Here is a 15,495-nt window from a genome sequence, read left to right as displayed (position 1 = left end):
ACTGCTCCCGGACCGCTGACCGCTCGTTTCCTTATCCCAGTTCGCCCAACCGGCTCTGGAGGATGCTGAGCGCAGCGAGCACCGCGGTCTCGGCCCGAAGGATCCGCTTGCCGAGCGTGGCTGGCACGAAGCCACAGGCCACGGCCGCCTCCAGCTCCTCACCGGTCCACCCGCCCTCCGGTCCCACGGCCACGGCAAGGCTGGCCGCAGGGCCCGCGGGCAGGGCAATCGAAGAGAGGGGTTTGCCGGGGCCGCGCTCGCTGAGGATCAGCGCGAGCGTGGCGCGCGACCCTCTCAGGAAAAACTCCCTGGCCTCGCAGGGCGCCGCGACCTCCGGAACCTCCCACCGCTCGGATTGCTGCGCCGCTTCGAGCGCGATCCGCTGCCAGCGCTCACGCTGGCCGGCCACCCGGTCCGGCTGTGGCCTGACCACGCTCCGGCTCGAGATCATTGGGACCAGGCCGGCGGCGCCAAGCTCGGTGGCCTTTTGAATGACCCACTCCATCCGCTCGCCTTTGAGCAGACACTGTCCGAGCAGAAGCGTGGGCCAGGTGACCGGGGGGCCGCTCCGCTCTTCCAGGACCTGCCCGGTCAGCTCTTGACGACCGAGGCTGGTCACCCGGACCCGGTAGCGCCGCCGCCGCTCATCGCCCAGCCACAGCTCCTCCCCCGGCCGGATCCGGAGGCTGGCCCGCAGGTGATTGAGCAACGGGCCCGTTACGCACACCGCCCCGTTCTGAACTTGGCTGGCCTGGATGAAGAAGACGGGCACGTGCTCAGACGTGAAACGCAAGACGGGACACGCGCTAGTCGAACAGGCTCTTCATCTTCTCGAAGAAGCCGTCACCCTCCGTGTCCGCGGCGATGCCGCTCTCCTTGGCAAACTGCGTGAGCAAATCCTTTTGCTTAGCCGTGAGCTTGGTGGGGATCTGCACCTTGATCCGCACGAGTTGGTCGCCAGTCTGCTGGCCCTTCAGGCTGGGCACGCCCAGGCCCTTCAGCCGAAGCACCTTGTCGTGCTGCGTGCCCGGCGGGATCCTAACGACCGTGGAGCCCTTGAGGGTCGGTACCTCCACCTTGCCGCCCAGCGTCGCGGTGACGAAGTTGATCGGCACGTCGCACAGGATGTCGTTCCCCTTGCGCGTGAAGACGGGGTGGGGCTTGACCGTGATGGCCACATAGAGGTCGCCCGGAGGGCCGCCGTTGACTCCGTGCTCGCCCTCGTTCGCGAGACGCAGGCGCATGCCGGACTCGATCCCGGCGGGGATACTCACGGAGAGCGTGCGCTCGCGATAGACGCGCTTGCGCCCCCGGCAGGTCGCGCAGGGCTCGGTGATGATCTGTCCCGTCCCATCGCAGTGAGTACAGGGCCGGCTGACGCTGAAAAAGCCCTGCTGGAAGCGGAGCTGGCCAGACCCCTTGCAGCTCGGGCAGACCTTGAGCGCAGCAGCGGCCCGCGCGCCGGTTCCCTGGCAATCCTGACAGACCTCCCACCGCGGGACCTTGAGCTTGGCCTCCTTGCCTGAGACGGCCTCTTCGAACGACAGCTCCAGGTTGTACTGGAGGTCCGACCCGCGCTCCGCCCGCTGGCGGGCGCGCGGGCCGGTCCCGAAGAAGTCTTCGAAGATGTCGTTGAAGATGTCCCCGAAGCCGCCGCGGCCGAAGTCGAAGCCTTCGAAGCCGCCGCCGAAGCCCTGCTGGGCGCCAGCGTGGCCGAACATGTCGTAGTGCTTGCGCTTCTCGGGATCGCTGAGGATTTCGTAGGCTTCGTTGATCTCCTTGAACTTCTCTTCGGCCGCTTTCTTCTGCTGATCGCTGCTCTGGAGATCGGGGTGGTATTGGCGGGCCAGCTTGCGGAAGGCTTTCTTGATGTCTTCCTCCGAAGCGTTCCGGTCAATGCCGAGGATGTCGTAGTAGTCGCGCTTTGCCACGTGCGCCATGGTCGGAAGCGATCAGCGCTCAGCCTTCAGCCGTTAGCTTCCGGAGAAGCAGAAGGAACGGGCCGAGGGCCGCTCGGCACCGTCCCGCTGAACGCTGATGGCTAACGGCTGACAGCTTGCCTTACTTCTTGTCCTTGTCCACTTCTTCGAATTCGGCGTCCACGACCTTCTCGTCGGGCTTGCTCGAGCCACCGCCATTGCCGCCGGTGGCACCGGCGCCCGAGGCGCTGGCGCTGGCCGCCTTCTTGTACATCTCCTCCGCCAGCTTGTGGGAGGCGGTCGTCAAAGCCTGCAGGGCCGACTCGATGGCCGCCGGGTCGTCGCCCTCCATCGTCTTGCGGAGCGCGGCGATCGCGTCCTTGATCTTGGTCTTCTCGGCCTCGCCGACCTTGTCCCCGTGCTCGTTGAGGTTCTTCTCGGTGCTGTAGATGAGGGAGTCCGCCTGGTTGCGCGCTTCGGCAAGCCGTCGCCGCTTCTTGTCCTCCTCCGCGTGGGCCTGCGCGTCCCGGACGAGCTTCTCTACCTCTTCCTTGGAGAGCCCGCTCGAGGCCGTGATCTTGATGGACTGCTCCTTCTGCGTCGCCAGGTCCTTCGCCGAGACGTGCACGATGCCGTTCGCGTCGATGTCGAACGTGACCTCGATCTGCGGCACGCCGCGCGGCGCTGGTGGAATCCCGACCAGATCGAACTGCCCGAGCAGCTTGTTGTCGTTCGCCATCTCTCGCTCGCCCTGGAAGACCCGAATGGTCACGGCGGTCTGGTTGTCCGCGGCAGTGGAGAAGATCTGGCTCTTCTTGGTCGGGATCGTGGTGTTGCGGTCAATCAGCCGCGTGAACACGCCGCCCAGCGTCTCGATGCCGAGCGACAGCGGCGTGACGTCAAGCAGGAGGACGTCCTTCACCTCACCCTTGAGCACGCCGCCCTGGATCGCGGCGCCCACCGCCACGACCTCATCCGGATTGACGCCCCGGTGCGGCTCCTTGCCGAAGAACTCGCGGACCTTCTCGATGACCTTGGGCATGCGGGTCATCCCGCCCACCAGCACAACCTCGTCAATGTCGCGCGCGGTGACGCCCGCGTCGGCCAACGCCTTCTTGCAGGGCTCGATGGTCCGCTGAATCAGATCGTCCACGAGCTGCTCGAGCTTGGCCCGGGTCAGCTTCATGACTAAGTGCTTGGGCCCGCTCTGGTCTGCGGTGATGAAGGGCAGGTTGATCTCGGTCTCCTGCGAGGAGGACAGCTCGATCTTGGCGCGCTCGGCCGCCTCCTTGAGCCGCTGCAGCGCCATCCGGTCCTTCCGGAGATCAATCCCCTGGTCCTTCTTGAACTCATCTACCAGCCAGTCCATGATGCGCTGGTCGAAGTCGTCCCCGCCGAGGTAAGTGTCGCCGTTGGTGGACTTGACCTCGAAGACGCCCTCGCCGATTTCGAGGATCGAGATGTCGAAGGTGCCGCCACCGAGGTCGTAGACGGCGATTCGCTCGTCCTTTTTCTTGTCTAGCCCGTATGCGAGCGAGGCGGCGGTCGGCTCGTTGATGATGCGCAGCACGTTGAGGCCGGCGATCTGGCCCGCATCCTTCGTGGCCTGCCGCTGGCTGTCGTCGAAGTAGGCCGGCACGGTGATCACGGCCTCCGTCACCTTCTCGCCGAGGTAGTCTTCCGCGGTCTGCTTCATCTTCTGCAGGATCATCGCGGAGATCTCGGGCGGGCTGTACCGTTTGCCGCGGATCTCGACGTGCGCGTCGCCGTTATCGGCCGGCACAATCTTGTAGGGCAGGCGCTTGATTGCCTCCTGGACCTCGCGCGAGTTGTATTTGCGTCCCATCAGCCGCTTGACCGAAAAAATCGTATTCTCCGGATTCGTGATCGCCTGCCGCTTGGCGATCTGCCCGATGAGCCGCTCGCCCTTGTCCGTGATCGCCACGACCGAAGGAGTCGTCCGGCTGCCTTCAGCGTTGGCGATGACCACGGGGTCGCCGCCGCTCATGACGGCGACGCAGGAATTGGTCGTGCCCAGATCGATCCCGATTACCTTACCCATAGGATGACTCCTTCCCGTTAGCTCCGCGTTCGGTCTGCCCGTCGTGCCGCGTGACCTGCCGGTCACGGGCGCCTCACGCCTCAGTTGAGTGCGTTTTCTGAAGGAGAAGCCGCTGGAGCGTCTCCCCCAGTCTCGGCCGGGGCCGCAGCCACGGCGACCATGGCGGCCCGCAATAGCCGGTCGTGCAGGAAGTATCCCTTCTGGTAGACCTCAATCACCGTGTTTTCCGGCGCCGAGCCTGATTCCAGCCGGGCCACGGCCTGCTGGCAGGCGGGGTCGAAGGGTGCCCCCAGCCCCTCCACCGGTCGGACCCCAAACTTGTTCAGGGTCTCGTGAAACTGCTTGAGCGTCAGCTCGACGCCCTGGATGAGACCCTCGATGGCCTGTCCCTGCTTGGCACAGGAGACCGCCCGCTCCAGGTTGTCAACGACCGGCAACAATTCCCTGAGAATGCCCTCAGCGGCGAACCGGGCCTGCTCCCGCTGGTCTCGCTGGACCAACTTCTTGTAATTTTCGAACTCGGCGGCTAAACGAAGATATTTGTCCTGGAGGCGCTCCAATTCCTCGTTCTGGCCTGCCAGAGGACTGCCGCCGTCGCCAACTGATCCCGTCTGGCTGGGTTCCTCCCGCGCACTGTCTTGTGACGTAGGCGTGTCTCCCTGCAACTCGCTGAATGTATTGGGGATGCCCTCGTTTTCCGACATTGTGCACACCTGTAGTGCGGTGGAGATAGCCACCGGGGTTTTAAAGTCAACCGGCGCCGGGAGAATTGTTTCCAGAGCCCGGAAGCAGAGGCGGGATGGGTTACGCGTCGCCGCACGTGCGCCGGTAGAGCAATGCCAGGCCCTCGAGGGTCAGGAAAGGGCGTACCTCCTGGATCGTGCGTGACTCCGGCGCGATGATCGACGCAAGCCCGCCGGTGGCGATCACCTTGGGTTGGTGGCTGAGCTCACGCTGCATGCGCGTCACGATCTCGTCCACAAGACCCGTGTAGCCGAAGATCAGCCCGGCCTGAATGCTGCTGGTCGTGTCCCGGCCGATGACGGTCTTGGGTCGGACGAGGTCCACCTTCGGGAGCTTGGCGGTCCGGGCCGTCAGCGCATCCGCCGCGATCGCCAGGCCTGGTGCGATCGCCCCCCCAAGGTAGTCGCCGGTCTGCGTGACCGCGCAGAAGGTCGTCGCCGTGCCGAAATCCACGACGATGAGAGAGGTTTTGTACCGGTCGTAGGCCGCGGCGGCGTTGACCAGCCGGTCGCTGCCGATCTCCCGGGGGTTGGGGTAGGCCACCGTGAGCCCGGTGTCCAGATCCGCGGTCACGACCAGCGGGGGCCGGCGAAAATAGGTCTCCGCCATGGCTTGAAACAGGGGCGTCATCGGTGGGACCACGCTGGAGAGAATGACCCCAGTGATGCGGCTCGGCGCGAGGTCCGCCATGCGGAGCAGGCTGAGCAGCAGCACGCCGTATTCGTCCGCGGTCTTGGATTGATCGGTCGCGACCCGCCAGTGCGCCCGCAGGGTCTGGCCTTCGAACACCCCGGCGACGACGTGCGAATTACCGATGTCCAGGGCGAGCAGCATCGTATACAGGCAGCGGCGAGTGCCAGAGGCGAGCGGCAAAACATCCGCCCTCTCGCCCCCGCCTCCTTTTTACCGCAGGTGGACCACGTCCCCCGCGCGGATCTCCACGAGGCGTCGTTCTCCCGTGATGGGTGGCGGACCTTCGGGTGCCACCAGGAGCGCACCGTCCGGGCCGATGGACTCGGCCAGGCCGGTCACGACCGCTCCGTCGGCCAGGCTCACCCGGACTCTGCGGCCGAGCGTCGCGCAGCGCGCCCGGTACTCGTCGGCGAGCGCGCCGATCTCGGGGCCGAGCAGGCGATCGAGATACGCCTCGAGCTGATTGAGCAGCTCGGCCAGGATCGCGGCCCGATCGAAGGGCCGCCCCGCCTCGGCGGCCAGCGAGGTGGCAGTCTCCCGAAGGTCCTCCGGGAAGCGGTCATGTGGCGTGTTGACGTTCAGTCCGACGCCGACGACGACTACGGGAGCCTCGGCGCCGAAGCCGGCCGTTTCACAGAGCACGCCCGAGACTTTGCGGGTCCCGATCAGCACATCATTCGGCCATTTCACGGTCGGCTCGAGGCCGGCCATGTCTCGCACGGCATGCGCCAGGGCGAGCGCCGAGGCCAGCGGGACCCAGGACAACCAGGCGGCAAGCCGCTCCCGGGGGACGTTCCTGCGCACGATCAACGAGCTGTAGAGGTTGTCGCCTGGCGGCGAGAACCACGAGCGCCCCTGGCGTCCGCGCCCTGCGGTCTGGCCCTCCGCCATGACGACCGTCCCGTCCTTGGCCCCCGCCGCGGCCAGGGTTAGCGCCACGCTGTTGGTCGAATCCACCTCCTCCAAGAGGTGCAAGCGCCGGCCGACCGTTCGCGTCCGGAGCCCCGCCTGGACCGCCTCGATTGTCAGAACCTGCGAGCGCGTCACGGCCGTCATGCACTCACCGTTTCGCGGCCCGATGGCGCAGGGGCACGAGATCCAGACTGAGGTCCGCCGCCGGGGCCGAATGGGTCAGCGCGCCGATCGAGAGCAAGTCTGCGCCCGCAGCGGCCAGCTCGCGGGCGGTCTCCAGGGTGATCCTGCCCGACGCCTCCACGAGCGTGCGGCCCTTGATCAACCCGACGGCCGCTCGGACGTCGGCGGGCGACAGGTTGTCGAGCAGGATCACGTCCGCAGCGCCGTCCAGCGCCGCGCGGACTTCCTCGAGCGACTGGCACTCGACGATCACGCGCAGCCCGTGGGGCCCACGCTCGCGCGCCAGCCGGCAGGCGGCAGTCAGCCCAAGACCCCGTCCGCGGAGCAGCGCGAGATGGTTGTCCTTGATCAGGATGCCGTCCGCGAGCGACTGTCGGTGGTTTGTCCCGCCGCCGAGCCGAACGGCCCATTTCTCCAGCGCCCGCAAGCCCGGCGTGGTCTTGCGAGTGTCCAGGATCCGGGTCGGGTAGCCGCGCACGGCCGCGCGGAACCGGCTCGTCAGCGTCGCGATGCCGGAGAGGCGCTGGAGGAAATTCAGGGCGACTCGCTCGGCCATCAGGATCGAGCGGCCGTCGCCTTCGACGACCAGCACGGCGCGTCCCTTCCGCACGAGGGTCCCGTCGCGCAGCGCGCGCACGATGCGCAGGGAGGGGTCCACCTCCGCGAAGACCTCCCGCGCCACGGCCACGCCGGCGAGCGTCAACGCCTGCCGCGCCACGATCGTGCCGCGGGCGGGAGCCGGATCCGGGAACAGCGCGGCCGTCGTCACGTCGCCCTGGGCGAGATCCTCCTCGATGGCGGCCCGCACCACGGCCCGGATCTGCGCCCGCGCGGGGAGCATCACCGACCTCCTGCCTCGAGCATCATCCGGAGCTGGCCTTCGCTGCTAGCGAGGATCGCCTGCTCGTGCCGGATCAGGCGGACCCGCGCCGCGTGCTCGGCGACGACCTCGGGGGGGGCCTTCTCGGTGAACTCGCGGCTGCCAAGCTTGGCTTCGACCCGCTGCAGCTCCTTCGCGTTGTCCGCCTGCTGCTTCGTGATCCGGTCGAGGGCCTTGCGGAGGTCCACATCGCCCTCGACCCGCACGCCGATCGTCAACCCCTCCACGGCGAGTCGCAGGACATCCCCTGCCGGCCACTGATCGATTGGCGCCAGCGTAAACGCGCCGCGGCTGAGGGATTCCAGGTGGGGATGCAGGTCTCCGAGGAGGGCAGATGCCTGCGGATCCCGCGCAACGGCGTAGAAGGCCAGGCTCTTGCCCGGCGGGTAGGCGAGCAGCGCCCGTCCCGTTCGTGCCGTGGTCACCGCCTGCTCCAGGAGCCGGAAGGCCGCCTCCGCCTGTGGCGCGTCCCACGCGGGAACCGGCGTCGGGTAGGGGCGCACCACGAGGCTCTCGCCCTCGTGCGGGAGCGCCTGCCAGATCTCCTCGGTGATAAAGGGCATGAACGGATGCAGGAGGCGCAGCGTGGCTTCGAACGTCTCCACGATCGTGCCGCGGATGCGCCGTGCCTCCATCGAGTCGCCAGCCTGCAACACGGGCCCGTCCGCCTTGCTCAGGACGGGCTTGATCAGCTCGAGGTACCAGTCGCAGTACTCGTGCCAGACGAACTGGTAGACCCTGCGCGCCGCTTGATCGAAGCGGTATTCCTCCAGCGCCGCGCCGACCTGGCGGATCGTGTCGTTCAGGCGGCTGAGGATCCACCGGTCCGGCAGGGTCCGGTCGGCCGGCGGCACTGTCGCCGCGGGCCCGTCCAGATGCATCAGGATGAACCGGGCCGCGTTCCAAAGCTTGTTGGCGAAGTTCCGGTAGCCCTCGATCTGCGGTGCGCGCCAGCCCCCTTCGTAGTCCTTGTTGACCTCCCGGACCAGCTTGATGTCGCGGCCGGGGGTGCACAGAGAGGCCAGCGTGAACCGGAGCGCGTCGGTCCCGTACCGGTCCATCACCTCCAGCGGGTCCACGACGTTGCCCTTCGACTTACTCATCTTTTGCCCCTCCGCGTCGCGGACGAGCGCGTGGATGTACACGTCGCGGAAGGGGGCCTGGCCCGTGAACTTCAAGCCCATCATAATCATCCGGGCGACCCAGAAGAACAGGATGTCCAGTCCCGTGACCAGGGTCGAGGTGGGGTAGAAGGTCTTCAGCTCGGGCGTCTGCTCGGGCCACCCCAAGGTCGAGAAGGGCCAGAGGGCTGAGGAGAACCAGGTATCGAGAACGTCCGGGTCCTGAACGAGGTCGGTGTTCCCGCAGCGTGGACAACGTGTGGGCGTCGTTCTGGAGACGATTGGGGTCGCCTCCGGGCCGAAGACATCTGATTTCACCCATGGCGCCGACAGGCGACCGCCTTCAGCGGTCGCCATGGCAGCATGCGCGGTCCAGCCAGCGTGCGCGTCGCACTTCGTGCAGTACCAGGCTGGAATCTGGTGGCCCCACCAGATTTGGCGGGAGATGCACCAATCCTTGATGTCCCGCATCCAGCCGAGATAGTTGTTCTTCCACCCCTCGGGAACAATCCTGATCCGTCCGTCCTCGACCGCCTGGATGGCGGGCTCGGCCAACGGCTTGATCTTGACGAACCACTGGGGAGACAGAAAGGGCTCGACGACTGTCTTGCACCGGTAGCACTTACCAAGCGCCATCCTGTGGGGCTCGACCTTCTCGACGAGGCCGCGCTCCTTGAGAAGGTCCGCGACGATTGCGCGCGCCTTGTGCACCGGCTGATGGAGTAGGCGCTCCCGCAGGGACGCCTCGATGGCGGCTCTTTGCAGGCCGAAAGCCGAGAAGCGCGCCTCCTCGTCCAGGAGCGCGATGCGCGGGAGCCCGTGCCGGCCGCCCGCCTCAAAGTCGTTGAAGTCGTGGGCCGGCGTGATCTTCACCGCCCCGGTCCCGAACTCGCGATCCACCAAGATCGGATCGCCCACGATCGGGATCGTGCGATCGGTCAGCGGCAGCCGGACCCTCCTGCCGATCAAGTGCCGGTAACGCGGGTCCTCCGGATGCACGGCCACCGCGGTGTCGCCGAGCAGAGTCTCCGGCCGGGTTGTCGCCACGGTGAGGAAGGGGGCCTGCTCGTCGGCGACCGGGTACCGGATGTGATAGAGCTGGCCGGTCTGCTCCTCGTGCTCGACCTCGATGTCGGACAGCGCGGTGAGGCAGCGCGGGCACCAGTTGATCAGCCGTTCGCCGCGGTAGATGAGCCCGTCCTCATGCAGCCGGACGAACACTTCGCGCACGGCGCGGGATAGGCCCTCGTCCATCGTGAAACGCAGCCGGTCCCAGTCGCAGGAGGCACCGAGCCGCTTGAGCTGCTCGATGATCGTGCCCCCGGCCTTTGCCTTCCACGCCCAGACTCGCTGGATGAAGGCGTCGCGGCCGAGGGCTTCCCGGGTCGTCCCTTCCGCCAGGAGCTGGCGCTCTACGACGTTTTGCGTGGCGATCCCCGCGTGGTCCGTGCCGGGCAGCCAGAGCGTGTTACGACCTTGCATCCGGCGCCAACGGATCAGGATGTCCTGGATCGTGTTGTTCAACGCGTGGCCGATGTGGAGGGAGCCGGTGACGTTCGGCGGCGGGATGACGATGGTGTAGGGGCTGCCCGGATGGTCAACGGCGGCGTGGAAATACCCCCGCTCGGTCCAGAACCGGTACCAGCGTTCCTCGACCTGCGCGGGATCATAGGTCTTCTCGAGTTGGCGCAGCGGCATGGACCAGAGCGCATTGCAAGTGGTCGCGTATCTTAGCATGTGCCCTGAGAGCCCGCAAGGCGCGGGGAGCGAAGGGCCTCGGGTGGCGAAGGGGGCGCGGCGTGGAGCGTGGGCGCGTGCTTGTGCAGGGTCCCGCGATGTGCTATACAGTCGCCAGTCCGCGCGCAGTCCTGCCCCGAAAGCCGACCCCCTGTCGGGGACTCATCGGACGCCATTGAAAAGGAGAGCTGAGGCGATGGCCAGGGGACGAGAGAAGGACCGCAAGGTTCGGAGGAAGCACCGCAAGAACCAGGAGCGGCTTAGGGCTCTGGCGCGGGCGCGGCGGACCAAGCGCGTGAAACGCTAAGCCAACGGTCGCGCGCTCACGCCGTCAGTCGTTCGATTTCCTCTTTGATCGCCGCCTCGGCGAGGTCCGGCACGACCTCCCGCACGATCCGCTCGGCCGCCTGCCGCGTGACTTCGCCCGCCACCTCGCGCACGGCGGCTTCGGCTGCCGGCCCGGTATAGTGCGAGACGGCCACCTCCACCGCTTCCTTGACGAGCATCTCGATGGGCCCGAGCTGCCGGCGCAAGGCGCCTCCCAGGTGCTGCTGTACGGCGGGGTCCACGAGCTCCCGGGTAAGGGTCTCCGCCACGCGCTCCACAAGGGGACGGGCGATTTCCTGAAGCTGTTGCCGGATCGTCGGCTCGAAGGTCGAGACCTGCTGCTTCACCAGGTCCGGGAGAAGCTGCCGGAGCGTCTCCTGGACCAGGTGCGTCAACTGGTCGCGCGGCACCGCGGCCTCGATCAGGGCAGGAAGCTCCGCCTGGACTGTCCGGAGCAGGTGCGCTCGGGTTTCTTTGACGACGAGGTCCGGCAGCAGCCGTGCCGCCTCCTGCTGCGCCTGTTCCCGGGCCGTGCGGGCCAGGTGCGCGGCGAGGTCGCGGAGGATCTGCTCGAGCGAGGGATCGGCCGCTGCAGGCCGGTCGGGGCGCTGCGAAGGCGCAGACTCGGCGGCGATCCGCGGCGCGACGGGCTCGGCGCCGGACTCGGGGAGGCTCTCCACGGCGGGGCGTTGGGCCGGCGTTCCGAAGAGCCGTTGAGCCGATGAGGCGAGGGAAATCCGCTGCTCGGCGGCCTCCTCGCGCTTCAAGAGGGGCGGCGGTCCCGAGCGCACGCGCCGGATTGTCTGGAGCAGGTGGTCGGGATGGAGCGGCTTGGTCAGCAGGGCTTTGACGCCGAGCGAGCGGAGCAGGCCCTCGTCGAGCTGATCCGCGAAGGTGATGAACGCAATGATCGGGGTCTCCGCAGCCGCCCCGCCGCTCCGGAGGCACTGGCAGAACGACGGAAACCCGATGCCGTCCATGTGGTAGTCGGCGAGGATCAGTTCCGGCTTCAGGGTCGGCGCCGCTTCCAACGCGGTGAGGCCGTCCTTGAAGGCGACCAGGTCACAATCGGCCAGCCGCGCTGCCTCCTGGACGAGCCGCTGGATCGCCGGGCTCGCATCAATGACGAAGAGGACCGCGCTCATAACTCTCTACCCGAGGAGCTCCCAACGGGATGACCGTCGGCGAAGCTAACAGACGACCCCGGCCTTGTCAAGGAAGCGAACACGCTTTGACGACTCGTCGAGCCAGTGGATAGAATGGGCCTCGATCGGAGGCACGCGGCGCGCATGAGCAGCCGGATCAAGGCCGTCTTCTTCGACGCAGCCGGCACCCTCTTCCGGGTCAAGGGATCCGTCGGGGATATCTACCTGCAGTATGCTGAGAAGTACGGGGTCCGGCGAACGCCGGAGCTGGTAGCGGCGGTGGACGACGCGTTTGCGCGGGCCTTCCGCGATGCGCCACCGCCGGTCTTCGCGGTTCGCGACCCTGCCGAGATCAAACGGTGCGAGCGGCTCTGGTGGTTCGACATCGTCCACAGCGTGTTCTATCGAGTCGGCCTGTTCGAGGGCTTTGACGACTACTTCGACGACGTGTTCCAGGCCTTTGACGGGCCGCGACACTGGACGCTCTACCCGGAAACGCTCGGCGTCCTAAAAGCGCTGCGGGACCACGGCCTCGAGCTGGGCATCATCTCCAACTTCGACACACGGCTGTTCTCCGTCCTCCGGGGGCTGGGCCTCGCGGACCTGTTCGACACCGTGACGCTCTCGAGCCTCGCGCACGCAGCGAAGCCGGCCGCCCGGCTGTTCCGAGCGGCCATGGAAAAACACGCGGTGGATCCGGACGAGGCCGTGCACGTGGGGGACAGCCTGCACGAGGACGCCGAGGGCGCGCTGGCGGCGGGCATGACCGCGGTGCTGGTGGACCCGGAGCGGCGGGCGGCGCCGCCCAGCCCGCCAGGCGGCCCGGCGATCCTGGGGATCCGGTCGCTGGAGGAGCTGCCGGCGCTGCTCGGTGCCATGAGGTAGAGCTGCTCGACGGACCACTCGCAGGTTGCATTTCTCCCGGTCCTGGTATAAGGTGACCTTGTTCCTGCGCCCCGGGGTCTGGCGAGGGAACGGGAGACAGAAAGACCTCACACCGGATGTTGTGTTGCCCCGGGAATCTGCGCGAAGGCTCGCCGTAAGCCGCCCAGTTTCTTGCGTCTTTGGCCCGCTCCTTTCCGTACCCTGGTTCTCGAGTCAAAGACAATATCCCAACGAGAGGAGGAACCCCTCATGGGTTCGAAGATCTATGTCGGCGGCTTGCCGTATTCCGCCACCGAGGAGCAGCTCAGCGAGCTGTTTGCGGCGCACGGCACGGTCGAGTCTGTCCGGGTGATCACGGACAAATTCACGGGCCAGTCCCGGGGATTTGGGTTCGTCGAGATGGCGTCGGCCGAGGAGGCGCGGAAGGCGATCGAGGCCCTGAACGCGACCCAGTTGGGCGGCCGGACCTTGACGGTGAATGAGGCCAGGCCACAGGAGCCGCGCAGCGGCGGGGGACGTCCTGGCGGGAGCGGCGGCAAGCGCGGCCGCTGGTAAGCTCAGCCGGATGGTCTGGCGGAGGAGGGCGGGCAGCCCGAAGGCTGCCCGCCCTTTTTCGTTGGGACAAGCCTACAGGAGTCTGGGGACGATCTCCGAGGCCCGTCCCCGGATCGAGAGATCCACGAGATCCGAATGAGGCGTGGGCTCCAGGTTAATCTCCGCGACGAAGGCCCCGGCCGCCTTGGCGATGGGGGCGAAGGACGCGGCGGGATAGACGAGGCCGGAGGTGCCAATCACCAGCAACAGCTCGCAGCGGCTCAGGGTCTCCATGCAGCGGTCGAGCACGGCCTCCTCCAGGGCCTCGCCGAACCAGACGATGTGCGGCCGCAGCAGGCCTCCGCAGGCGGAGCACCACGGCGGGATCGCGATGGGGACGTCCCGGTTTTCGGTCAGGCGCTTACAGGCCGTGCAGCGGACCGTCCAGATGTTGCCGTGGATCTCGGAGAGCTTGGTCGCGCCGGCGGCGCGGTGGAGGCCGTCCACGTTCTGGGTGATGAGCCAGAAGCGCTCGACCCGCCGCTCCAGTTCGACCAGGGCTTCGTGGGCCGGATTGGGACGCGTCATCGCCAGCAGCTCGCGCCGCCAGTTGTACCACTCCCAGACCAGCTTCGGGTCCCGGGCGAAAGCCTCCGGGGTGGCGAGGTCCTCGGCGCGATAGGTGCGCCAGAGCCCGTCCGGTCCGCGAAACGTTGGGACTCCGCTGTCGGCGGAGATCCCGGCGCCGGTGAGCACGGTGATGGCCCGCGCGCCGGCCAGCCGCGCCCGCAGGGTAGCGATGGCCTGCTCCCGCTCCATGGCCGCCGATTATACGCCACTTTGTGGTGCTGAACGCGCCATGCTATAGTGCCACGTTCAGCGACGCGGGGACAGGAGACAGGGCAACGGGGTGAAACAGGGATCGCCGCGTCCCCCCGTCTCCGCGACGATTTCGCGAGATGTTGATGCAGGAGATTCTTGTTGTCGGCGCAGGCTCCGTTGGCGGGTTCTTCGGCGCGCACCTGGCACGGCATAACCCGCACGTGTCCTTTCTCCTGCGTCCCCGGACACTCCAAGCGGTCTGCGAGCGGGGACTGACCGTCCGCAGCGCCACGGGCACGTTTACAGTCCACCCCCGGGCGGCAGCGGATCCCCGGGAGCTTCCGACGCCGGACCTGATCATCCTCGCCGTCAAGGCCTACGATCTGGACGAGGTGCTGGACCAGATCGAGCCGGTGCTGACCGACCGGATCGTGCTGCTGACCCTGCAGAACGGCGTGGACGCCGAAGACCGGATCCTGGCCCGCCTCAAGCGGGACTGCGTCGTCGGCGGGGTCGCCTTCATCTATTCGAAGATCGTCGAGCCCGGCGTTATCGCGCATTACAAGCGCGGCGCGGTCGCGATCGGAGAATTGATGGGCCATCAGAGCCCCCGCCTCGTGCAGATCGCCGACCTCTTCAAGGCGGCCGGCCTTCCCTGCCAGATCGCCGAGGACATCCGCCGGACCAAGTGGGAGAAGCTGTGTTGGAACTGCGTCTTCAACCCGTTGACGGTCGTCATGAACGACCGGGTCGCCAAGGCGCTGGACCATCCTGAGATGCTCGCCGTCATCCGGCAGATCGTCGGGGAGGTGGCGGCGGTTGCGGCGGGCTGCAAGGTGCCGCTGGCCGCGGACATCGCGGACAAGGTCGTCCGCTGGTCACAGGAGATTCGCGACATCCATACCTCCATGTACGACGACTGGAAGGCGGGCCGCCCGACCGAGATCGAGCACCTGAACGGGTACGTCTCCCGGCGGGCCCGGGAGCTGGGCATCCCGACCCCGGTGAACGATGCGCTCACCGCCATCATCAAGGTCATCACCGAGCGGGACCGCCGGGGGCCCGGTCTCTTGACCATTGACGGCGCCGTGCTCCAGCCCATGACGCTGGATCGGACCGCGCTGGCCATGCTGCCGGCGGAGCACCAGGTCCCGGACGTGGGTGCCCTGATCCCGGGCCTGCGCGGGACCGGCATCCGTGTGAAGGGGCTGCTCGATTTGCCGGCCTTGGCCATCGGCGCGACCCACGCGACGTTTCACGCGGGAGATGGGCAGTTCGCGGCCTGCCTCACCCTGGAGCAGGCGGCGACCTACGGCGTGCTGCTGTATGAGCTGGACGGCGGGCCGCTTCCGGAGCAGAACGGCGGGCCGTTCCGCCTCCTGACCCCCGGACTGGGCGACCTCTGCGCGAACGTCAAGGGCGTCGCGCGCATCGAGATCACAAGCGGACCTGGGAAGGACACGCGTCCCTCGCGGAAGGGAGAGGCAGCAATGGTCAATGGGCATTCGTCAATGGCCAAGGACCACTAACC

13 protein-coding genes are annotated in these 15,495 nt (G+C 67.3%); 3 read left to right on the top strand and 10 right to left on the bottom strand.

The annotated features are described in order from the left end of the window. Positions 1–31 precede the first annotated feature (31 nt). From ACWHYQ_RS13450 to ACWHYQ_RS13410, 9 genes are all read right to left on the bottom strand, one after another. On the bottom strand, positions 32–772 hold the full coding sequence (locus ACWHYQ_RS13450; RefSeq protein WP_447972629.1) for an RsmE family RNA methyltransferase: 741 nt from the start codon (positions 770–772) through the stop codon (positions 32–34). A gap of 34 nt (positions 773–806) precedes the next feature. Then, positions 807–1,940: a molecular chaperone DnaJ gene (dnaJ, locus tag ACWHYQ_RS13445; protein WP_447972628.1), complete on the bottom strand. Its 1,134-nt coding sequence runs from the start codon at positions 1,938–1,940 to the stop codon at positions 807–809. Positions 1,941–2,061: 121 nt separating this feature from the next. Beyond that, positions 2,062–3,981 carry a molecular chaperone DnaK gene (dnaK, locus tag ACWHYQ_RS13440; protein ID WP_447972627.1) on the bottom strand — a complete coding sequence of 640 codons (1,920 nt, stop codon included), beginning with the start codon at positions 3,979–3,981 and terminating at the stop codon, positions 2,062–2,064. Between the two features lie 80 nt (positions 3,982–4,061). Beyond that, positions 4,062–4,685, bottom strand: a complete 624-nt coding sequence (gene grpE, locus ACWHYQ_RS13435) for a nucleotide exchange factor GrpE (protein WP_447972626.1) — start codon at positions 4,683–4,685, stop codon at positions 4,062–4,064. A 100-nt stretch (positions 4,686–4,785) separates the two neighbouring features. Next, the gene (locus ACWHYQ_RS13430) at positions 4,786–5,559 is read right to left on the bottom strand and encodes a type III pantothenate kinase (RefSeq protein WP_447975568.1); all 774 of its coding nucleotides are present in this window, start codon (positions 5,557–5,559) and stop codon (positions 4,786–4,788) included. Positions 5,560–5,628: 69 nt separating this feature from the next. Next, the gene (locus ACWHYQ_RS13425) at positions 5,629–6,474 is read right to left on the bottom strand and encodes a biotin--[acetyl-CoA-carboxylase] ligase (RefSeq protein WP_447972625.1); all 846 of its coding nucleotides are present in this window, start codon (positions 6,472–6,474) and stop codon (positions 5,629–5,631) included. A gap of 4 nt (positions 6,475–6,478) precedes the next feature. Beyond that, the gene (gene nadC / locus ACWHYQ_RS13420) at positions 6,479–7,354 is read right to left on the bottom strand and encodes a carboxylating nicotinate-nucleotide diphosphorylase (RefSeq protein WP_447972624.1); all 876 of its coding nucleotides are present in this window, start codon (positions 7,352–7,354) and stop codon (positions 6,479–6,481) included. Next, complete coding sequence (locus tag ACWHYQ_RS13415) at positions 7,354–10,212, bottom strand: valine--tRNA ligase (protein ID WP_447972623.1); 2,859 nt, start codon at positions 10,210–10,212, stop codon at positions 7,354–7,356. Before ACWHYQ_RS13415 ends, nadC begins: the two co-directional genes overlap by 1 nt. A gap of 362 nt (positions 10,213–10,574) precedes the next feature. Further along, the gene (locus ACWHYQ_RS13410; protein WP_447972622.1) at positions 10,575–11,723 is read right to left on the bottom strand and encodes a response regulator; all 1,149 of its coding nucleotides are present in this window, start codon (positions 11,721–11,723) and stop codon (positions 10,575–10,577) included. A gap of 144 nt (positions 11,724–11,867) precedes the next feature. On the opposite strand from ACWHYQ_RS13410, the gene ACWHYQ_RS13405 reads away from it, so the two are divergent. Together ACWHYQ_RS13405 and ACWHYQ_RS13400 are read left to right on the top strand one after the other, a co-directional pair. Beyond that, positions 11,868–12,608 carry an HAD-IA family hydrolase gene (locus ACWHYQ_RS13405; protein ID WP_447972621.1) on the top strand — a complete coding sequence of 247 codons (741 nt, stop codon included), beginning with the start codon at positions 11,868–11,870 and terminating at the stop codon, positions 12,606–12,608. Positions 12,609–12,857: 249 nt separating this feature from the next. Beyond that, the gene (locus tag ACWHYQ_RS13400; RefSeq protein WP_447972620.1) at positions 12,858–13,163 is read left to right on the top strand and encodes an RNA recognition motif domain-containing protein; all 306 of its coding nucleotides are present in this window, start codon (positions 12,858–12,860) and stop codon (positions 13,161–13,163) included. Between the two features lie 72 nt (positions 13,164–13,235). Here ACWHYQ_RS13400 and ACWHYQ_RS13395 read toward each other — a convergent pair whose 3' ends face one another. After that, complete coding sequence (locus ACWHYQ_RS13395) at positions 13,236–13,961, bottom strand: SIR2 family NAD-dependent protein deacylase (RefSeq protein WP_447972619.1); 726 nt, start codon at positions 13,959–13,961, stop codon at positions 13,236–13,238. A gap of 146 nt (positions 13,962–14,107) precedes the next feature. Here ACWHYQ_RS13395 and ACWHYQ_RS13390 point away from each other — a divergent pair, with 146 nt between their 5' ends. Further along, positions 14,108–15,493, top strand: a complete 1,386-nt coding sequence (locus tag ACWHYQ_RS13390; RefSeq protein ID WP_447972618.1) for a 2-dehydropantoate 2-reductase — start codon at positions 14,108–14,110, stop codon at positions 15,491–15,493. Positions 15,494–15,495 lie beyond the last annotated feature (2 nt).

This window comes from Nitrospira sp. Kam-Ns4a (assembly GCF_965152595.1).
This window is presented reverse-complemented; position numbering and strand designations above follow the sequence as displayed.

Excerpts from the sequence above, each read along its gene's own strand:
- dnaJ (WP_447972628.1), bottom strand. The coding sequence starts at position 1,940 with ATGGCGCACGTGGCAAAGCGCGACTACTACGACATCCTCGGCATTGAC.
- dnaK (WP_447972627.1), bottom strand. The coding sequence starts at position 3,981 with ATGGGTAAGGTAATCGGGATCGATCTGGGCACGACCAATTCCTGCGTC.
- grpE (WP_447972626.1), bottom strand. The coding sequence starts at position 4,685 with ATGTCGGAAAACGAGGGCATCCCCAATACATTCAGCGAGTTGCAGGGA.
- ACWHYQ_RS13430 (WP_447975568.1), bottom strand. The coding sequence starts at position 5,559 with ATGCTGCTCGCCCTGGACATCGGTAATTCGCACGTCGTCGCCGGGGTG.
- ACWHYQ_RS13425 (WP_447972625.1), bottom strand. The coding sequence starts at position 6,474 with ATGACGGCCGTGACGCGCTCGCAGGTTCTGACAATCGAGGCGGTCCAG.
- nadC (WP_447972624.1), bottom strand. The coding sequence starts at position 7,354 with ATGCTCCCCGCGCGGGCGCAGATCCGGGCCGTGGTGCGGGCCGCCATC.
- ACWHYQ_RS13415 (WP_447972623.1), bottom strand. The coding sequence starts at position 10,212 with ATGCCGCTGCGCCAACTCGAGAAGACCTATGATCCCGCGCAGGTCGAG.
- ACWHYQ_RS13410 (WP_447972622.1), bottom strand. The coding sequence starts at position 11,723 with ATGAGCGCGGTCCTCTTCGTCATTGATGCGAGCCCGGCGATCCAGCGG.
- ACWHYQ_RS13405 (WP_447972621.1), top strand. The coding sequence starts at position 11,868 with ATGAGCAGCCGGATCAAGGCCGTCTTCTTCGACGCAGCCGGCACCCTC.
- ACWHYQ_RS13400 (WP_447972620.1), top strand. The coding sequence starts at position 12,858 with ATGGGTTCGAAGATCTATGTCGGCGGCTTGCCGTATTCCGCCACCGAG.
- ACWHYQ_RS13395 (WP_447972619.1), bottom strand. The coding sequence starts at position 13,961 with ATGGAGCGGGAGCAGGCCATCGCTACCCTGCGGGCGCGGCTGGCCGGC.
- ACWHYQ_RS13390 (WP_447972618.1), top strand. The coding sequence starts at position 14,108 with ATGCAGGAGATTCTTGTTGTCGGCGCAGGCTCCGTTGGCGGGTTCTTC.